Origin of the sequence: Micromonospora sp. D75 (assembly GCF_018070405.1) — a bacterium.
GTDB lineage: Bacteria > Actinomycetota > Actinomycetes > Mycobacteriales > Micromonosporaceae > Micromonospora > Micromonospora chalcea.
This window is the reverse complement of the sequence record NZ_JAGPXV010000507.1, coordinates 1-4,479: the sequence shown is the minus strand read 5'-3', so window position 1 is coordinate 4,479 and position 4,479 is coordinate 1. Positions and strand designations below refer to the sequence as shown.

7 protein-coding genes and 1 pseudogene are annotated in these 4,479 nt (G+C 72.8%); all 8 read left to right on the top strand.

Going from position 1 to position 4,479, the window contains the following annotated elements; all coding sequences use genetic code 11:
- The first annotated feature begins 12 nt into the window (after window positions 1-12).
- Window positions 13-294: a phosphoribosyl-ATP diphosphatase gene (locus KBX39_RS24250; RefSeq protein ID WP_197494977.1), complete on the top strand. Its 282-nt coding sequence runs from the start codon at window positions 13-15 to the stop codon at window positions 292-294.
- Window positions 295-337: 43 nt separating this feature from the next.
- Complete coding sequence (hisG, locus tag KBX39_RS24245; RefSeq protein WP_113973133.1) at window positions 338-1,183, top strand: ATP phosphoribosyltransferase; 846 nt, start codon at window positions 338-340, stop codon at window positions 1,181-1,183.
- On the top strand, window positions 1,180-2,142 hold the full coding sequence (locus KBX39_RS24240; protein ID WP_113973132.1) for a DMT family transporter: 963 nt from the start codon (window positions 1,180-1,182) through the stop codon (window positions 2,140-2,142). The genes hisG and KBX39_RS24240 overlap by 4 nt, the downstream gene beginning before the upstream one ends.
- On the top strand, window positions 2,139-2,612 hold the full coding sequence (locus tag KBX39_RS24235) for a PH domain-containing protein (protein WP_030502474.1): 474 nt from the start codon (window positions 2,139-2,141) through the stop codon (window positions 2,610-2,612). Before KBX39_RS24240 ends, KBX39_RS24235 begins: the two co-directional genes overlap by 4 nt.
- A gap of 325 nt (window positions 2,613-2,937) precedes the next feature.
- Window positions 2,938-3,585 (top strand): translation initiation factor IF-3, encoded by a 648-nt coding sequence (infC, locus tag KBX39_RS24230; RefSeq protein WP_043324929.1) that lies wholly within the window; start codon window positions 2,938-2,940, stop codon window positions 3,583-3,585.
- A gap of 19 nt (window positions 3,586-3,604) precedes the next feature.
- The gene (rpmI, locus tag KBX39_RS24225) at window positions 3,605-3,799 is read left to right on the top strand and encodes a 50S ribosomal protein L35 (protein ID WP_026267805.1); all 195 of its coding nucleotides are present in this window, start codon (window positions 3,605-3,607) and stop codon (window positions 3,797-3,799) included.
- A gap of 32 nt (window positions 3,800-3,831) precedes the next feature.
- The gene (gene rplT, locus KBX39_RS24220) at window positions 3,832-4,224 is read left to right on the top strand and encodes a 50S ribosomal protein L20 (protein WP_043324928.1); all 393 of its coding nucleotides are present in this window, start codon (window positions 3,832-3,834) and stop codon (window positions 4,222-4,224) included.
- A gap of 32 nt (window positions 4,225-4,256) precedes the next feature.
- A pseudogene (locus tag KBX39_RS24215) lies at window positions 4,257-4,479 on the top strand (RNA methyltransferase); the annotation flags it as partial.

Genomic DNA, 4,479 nt, shown 5'->3' with positions numbered 1-4,479 from the left:
CACCAGCAGCGGCTGGAAGAATCGCCTTCCGTGAAGACGTTCGAGGAGTTGTTCGCCGAGCTGCAGGCCAAGGCCGCCGCCGGCACCCCGGGCTCGGGCACGGTCGACGCGCTCGCGAAGGGCGTGCACTTCATCGGCAAGAAGGTCGTCGAGGAGGCGGCCGAGTCGTGGATGGCCGCCGAGCACGAGGGCCCGGAGCGGGCCGCCGAGGAGATCTCCCAGCTGCTCTACCAGGCGCAGGTGCTGATGCTCGCCACCGGTCTGGAACTGAAGGACGTCTACCGACATCTGTGAGTGCCCGTCCGCTGATCATCCGATCGAACGAAGGAGCACTCCCATGCTGCGTGTCGCAGTACCCAACAAGGGCGCTCTGGCCGAGAAGGCGGCCCAGATGCTGCGCGAGGCGGGCTACCGCCAGCGCACCGACCCGAAGGACCTGGTCTGCCGGGACGAGCCCAACGACATCGAGTTCTTCTACCTGCGCCCCAAGGACATCGCCACCTACGTCGGCTCCGGTGACCTCGACGTCGGCATCACCGGGCGGGACCTGCTGATCGACTCCGGCGCTCCGGCCGAGGAGGTGGTGGACCTCGCCTTCGCCCAGGCCACCTTCCGGTTCGCCGCACGCCCGCAGGACGTGGACGACGTCCGGGATCTGGGCGGGCACCGGATCGCCACCGCGTACCCGGGTCTGGTCGAGCGGCACCTGGCCGAGCTGGGCGTCAAGGCCGACGTGATCCGCCTGGACGGCGCGGTGGAGAACGCCATCCGCCTCGGCGTGGCCGACGTGGTCGCCGACGTGGTGGAGACCGGCGCGACGCTGCGCCAGGCCGGCCTGGTGGTGTTCGGCGAGCCGCTGCTGCGTTCCTCGGCGGTGCTGGTCCGCCGCGCCGGCACGCCCGGCGGCGCCCAGCACGAGCAGCTGCTGCGCCGGCTGCACGGCGTCCTGGTCGCCCGGCGCTACGTGATGCTCGCCTACGACGTGCCGGCCGGCCTGCTCGACCGGGCCAGCTCGCTGACCCCCGGCATCGAGTCGCCGACGGTCTCGCCGCTGCACCGGGAGGGCTGGGTCGCGGTGCAGGCGATGGTGCTCCGCGACGACGTGCACCGGATCATGGACGAGCTGTACGAGCTGGGCGCCCGCGCGATCCTGGTCACCAACATCCACGCCTGCCGCCTGTGAGGCCGCTGCCGCTCCCGGCCGCGCTCGCGGTGGTCGTGGCCGGTGGCGTGGCCTCCGCCGCCCAGGGCGTGGTCAACGCCGAGATGGGGGAGCGGACCGGCGCCCCGGTCCTCGGCGCGGTCGTCAACAACCTCGGCGGCTGCCTGCTGGTGCTGGCCGGGATCGTGGCGCTGCCGTCGATGCGCGCCGGGCTGGCCGCGTTGCGCCGCTCCGGGCTGCCCTGGTGGACCTACCTGGGCGGGGTGGGCGGCGCGGTGATCGTGCTGGTCGCGCCGGTGGTGGTGCCCGTGCTCGGGGTGGCGGTGTTCACCATCGCCCAGGTGGCCGGCGGCAGCCTCGGCGGCCTGGCGGTGGACCGGGCCGGGCTGGCCGCGACCGGGCGGATGCCGCTCACCGTGCCCCGCGTCGGCGGGGCGGTGCTCGGCGTCGGCGCGGTCGCGCTCGCCCAGCTCGGCCGCCCGGTCGGCGAACTGGCGGTCGGGCTGGTGCTGCTCTGCGTCCTGGGCGGGCTGGCGGTGGCGACGCAGTCCGCGCTCAACGGCCGGGTCGCCGCCACCGTGGGCCCGGCCGCCGGGCTCGCCGTCAACTTCGCGGTCAGCACCGTGGTGATCGGCGCGGTGGCGGCGCTGACCGGCGCGCTCGCGAGCCAGCCCCGCTGGCCCGGCCAGTGGTGGCTCTACGCCGGCGGCCTGCTCGGCGTCGGCATCGTGCTCTCCCTGCTGGTCGGCGTACGCGCCGCCGGGGTGCTGCGCACCGGCCTGGCGCTGGTGGCCGGGCAGCTCGGTGGCGCGCTGCTGCTGGACCTGGTCCTACCCGGCGGGCCCGGCGTGCGGCTGCCGGTGCTGGCCGGCGCCCTGCTCACGCTGCTCGCCGTGGTGGTCACCAGCCTGCGCCGGCGCGGCCCGGACCGTGTGGCGGCCGAAGATGCGCGCGAACCGGATGGCAGACTGGTCGGGTGAGCGATTCCGTGGTGACCGTGCGACCCCGCCGCGTCCGGGTCGTGTGCTGGGTGTCGGCCGTCACGCTGTTCGTCGTGTTCAGCCTCGTCGCGACGTCGCTGACCGGCGCCACCGGCAACGGCTACGGCACGTTCCAGCGCGGCGACCAGTTCGCCATGATCGGCCTGGGCGTGTTCGGTGCGCTCGGCTTCCTGCTGTTCACCCGCCCGCGCGTGGTCGCCGACGCCAAGGGCGTCCGGGTGCGCAACGTGTTCAGCTCGTACGAGCTGCCGTGGGAGGTGATCCGCGGGGTCCGGTTCGACCGGGGCGCCCCGTGGGCCAGCCTGGAGCTGCACGACGACGACCTGCTCCCGATGGTCGCGTTGCAGGCCGCCGACAAGGAGAGCGCGGTCGAGGCGGTCCGCGCGTTGCGCCGGCTGCACCAGGCGCACCTGGCGGCGCTGTCCGCCGGCCAGTCGGCACCCCGCTGACCAGCGAGCCCGGTTTGGGCGGGCCTGGGCCGAGGGTGTAGTGTTGCGGAGTCGACCAGACTGCCCCCGTCCCTGACGCGCGGGCGGTCGTGAAGCGGAGCGCCCGCTCCCACCCGAGTCGCCGCCACGGTGGCCGGGTCCGGTCCCCGGTTTCGGGCACGTCCCGGCGCCGGATGCGCGATCCTGTGATCGTGCCGACCGGTCGAGTGGGCCCTGGCATATGCCGGGGCCTTCTGCTTTCCGGGTCGGCTCCCGCCCGGGAGCCCGCGGAGTCGGCACCGTAGGAGACTCGACTCGAGGAGGCCCCATCAGCGTCGAACCACGCGTGAACGAGCAGATCCGGGCACGTGAGGTCCGACTGGTCGGCCCTGAGGGTGAGCAGGTGGGCATCGTCCCGCTTGAGCGCGCCCTGCAGCTGGCCGCGGACGTCGACCTGGACCTGGTCGAGGTTGCGCCGATGGCGCGCCCGCCGGTGTGCAAGCTCATGGACTTCGGCAAGTTCAAGTACGAGAGCGCACTCAAGGCGCGCGAAGCGCGGCGTAACCAGCAGCAGACCGTCATCAAGGAGATGAAGCTCCGGCCGAAGATCGACCCGCACGACTACGAGACCAAGAAGGGTCACGTGGTGCGGTTCCTCAAGGCCGGCGACAAGGTCAAGGTGACGATCATGTTCCGCGGTCGGGAGCAGAGCCGCCCGGAGCTGGGTTACCGGCTCCTGCGCCGGCTCGAGTCCGAGATCACGGACCTGGGATACGTCGAGGCCGCTCCGAAGCAGGACGGCCGCAACATGATCATGGTTCTCGCTCCGCACCGGGCCGTCAAGGCCTCCGCGGTCGCCGCCACGGCGTCCCGCGGTGGACCGCGCGACCGGGCCGCGGAGGAACCGGCCGCTCCGGCCGGCGAGACCCCGGCGGCCGGCGACACCGCAGCAGCCGGCGAGACCGGTACGACCGCTGAGACCAGCGGCCAGTAACAGGGGAGAAGACGTTCCAATGCCGAAGATGAAGAGCCACACGGGTATGGGCAAGCGGGTCAAGGTGACCGGCAAGGGCAAGATCGTTGCCCAGCAGGCCGGCCTTCGCCACAACCTGGAGAAGAAGCCCAGCACCCAGACCCGTCGGCTGACCGGCACCGTCGAGCTGGCCAAGGCCGACGTCAAGCGCATCAAGAAGCTGCTCGGCCGCTGACGCGAGCCACCTGAACCGAAGAAGGAGTTGAGATGGCACGCGTCAAGCGGGCTGTGAACGCCCAGAAGAAGCGTCGTACCCTGCTGGAGACCGCGAGCGGTTACCGCGGTCAGCGCTCCCGGCTGTACCGCAAGGCCAAGGAGCAGGTGCTGCACTCGATGCAGTACTCCTACCGGGACCGTCGCGACCGCAAGGGCGACTTCCGGCAGCTCTGGATCCAGCGGATCAACGCCGGCGCCCGGGCCAACGGCCTGACCTACAACCGGCTGATCCAGGGCCTGCGCCTGGCCGGCATCGAGGTCGACCGGAAGATCCTGGCCGACATGGCCGTCAACGACGCCGCCTCGTTCGCGGCGATCGTCGAGCTGGCCCGCGCCGCCGTGGCGGCCGAGGGCACCGGTGGCGCCGCGGCTCAGGCCGCCTGACCCACCCCGTACGGCAGATCGAGGCGTCTCCCATGCAGTCACATCCGCAGGGGAGGCGTCTCGACGCCGTTCCCGGACCGTTCACCCCGCGTACCCCCAGGGTCGTGGCGGCCCGCCGGCTGCACCGCCGGCGCGACCGCGACCAGGCCGGCCGGTTCCTGGCCGAGGGGCCGCAGGCGGTCCGGGAGGCGCTGGCCCGCGCCGGCACCGTGGTGGAGCTGTTCGGCACCCCGGCGGCGCTCGACAGGTACGCCG

Coding starts and splice junctions, on each gene's coding strand:
- rplT (WP_043324928.1), top strand. CDS start 3,832: ATGGCACGCGTCAAGCGGGCTGTGAACGCCCAGAAGAAGCGTCGTACC.
- rpmI (WP_026267805.1), top strand. CDS start 3,605: ATGCCGAAGATGAAGAGCCACACGGGTATGGGCAAGCGGGTCAAGGTG.
- hisG (WP_113973133.1), top strand. CDS start 338: ATGCTGCGTGTCGCAGTACCCAACAAGGGCGCTCTGGCCGAGAAGGCG.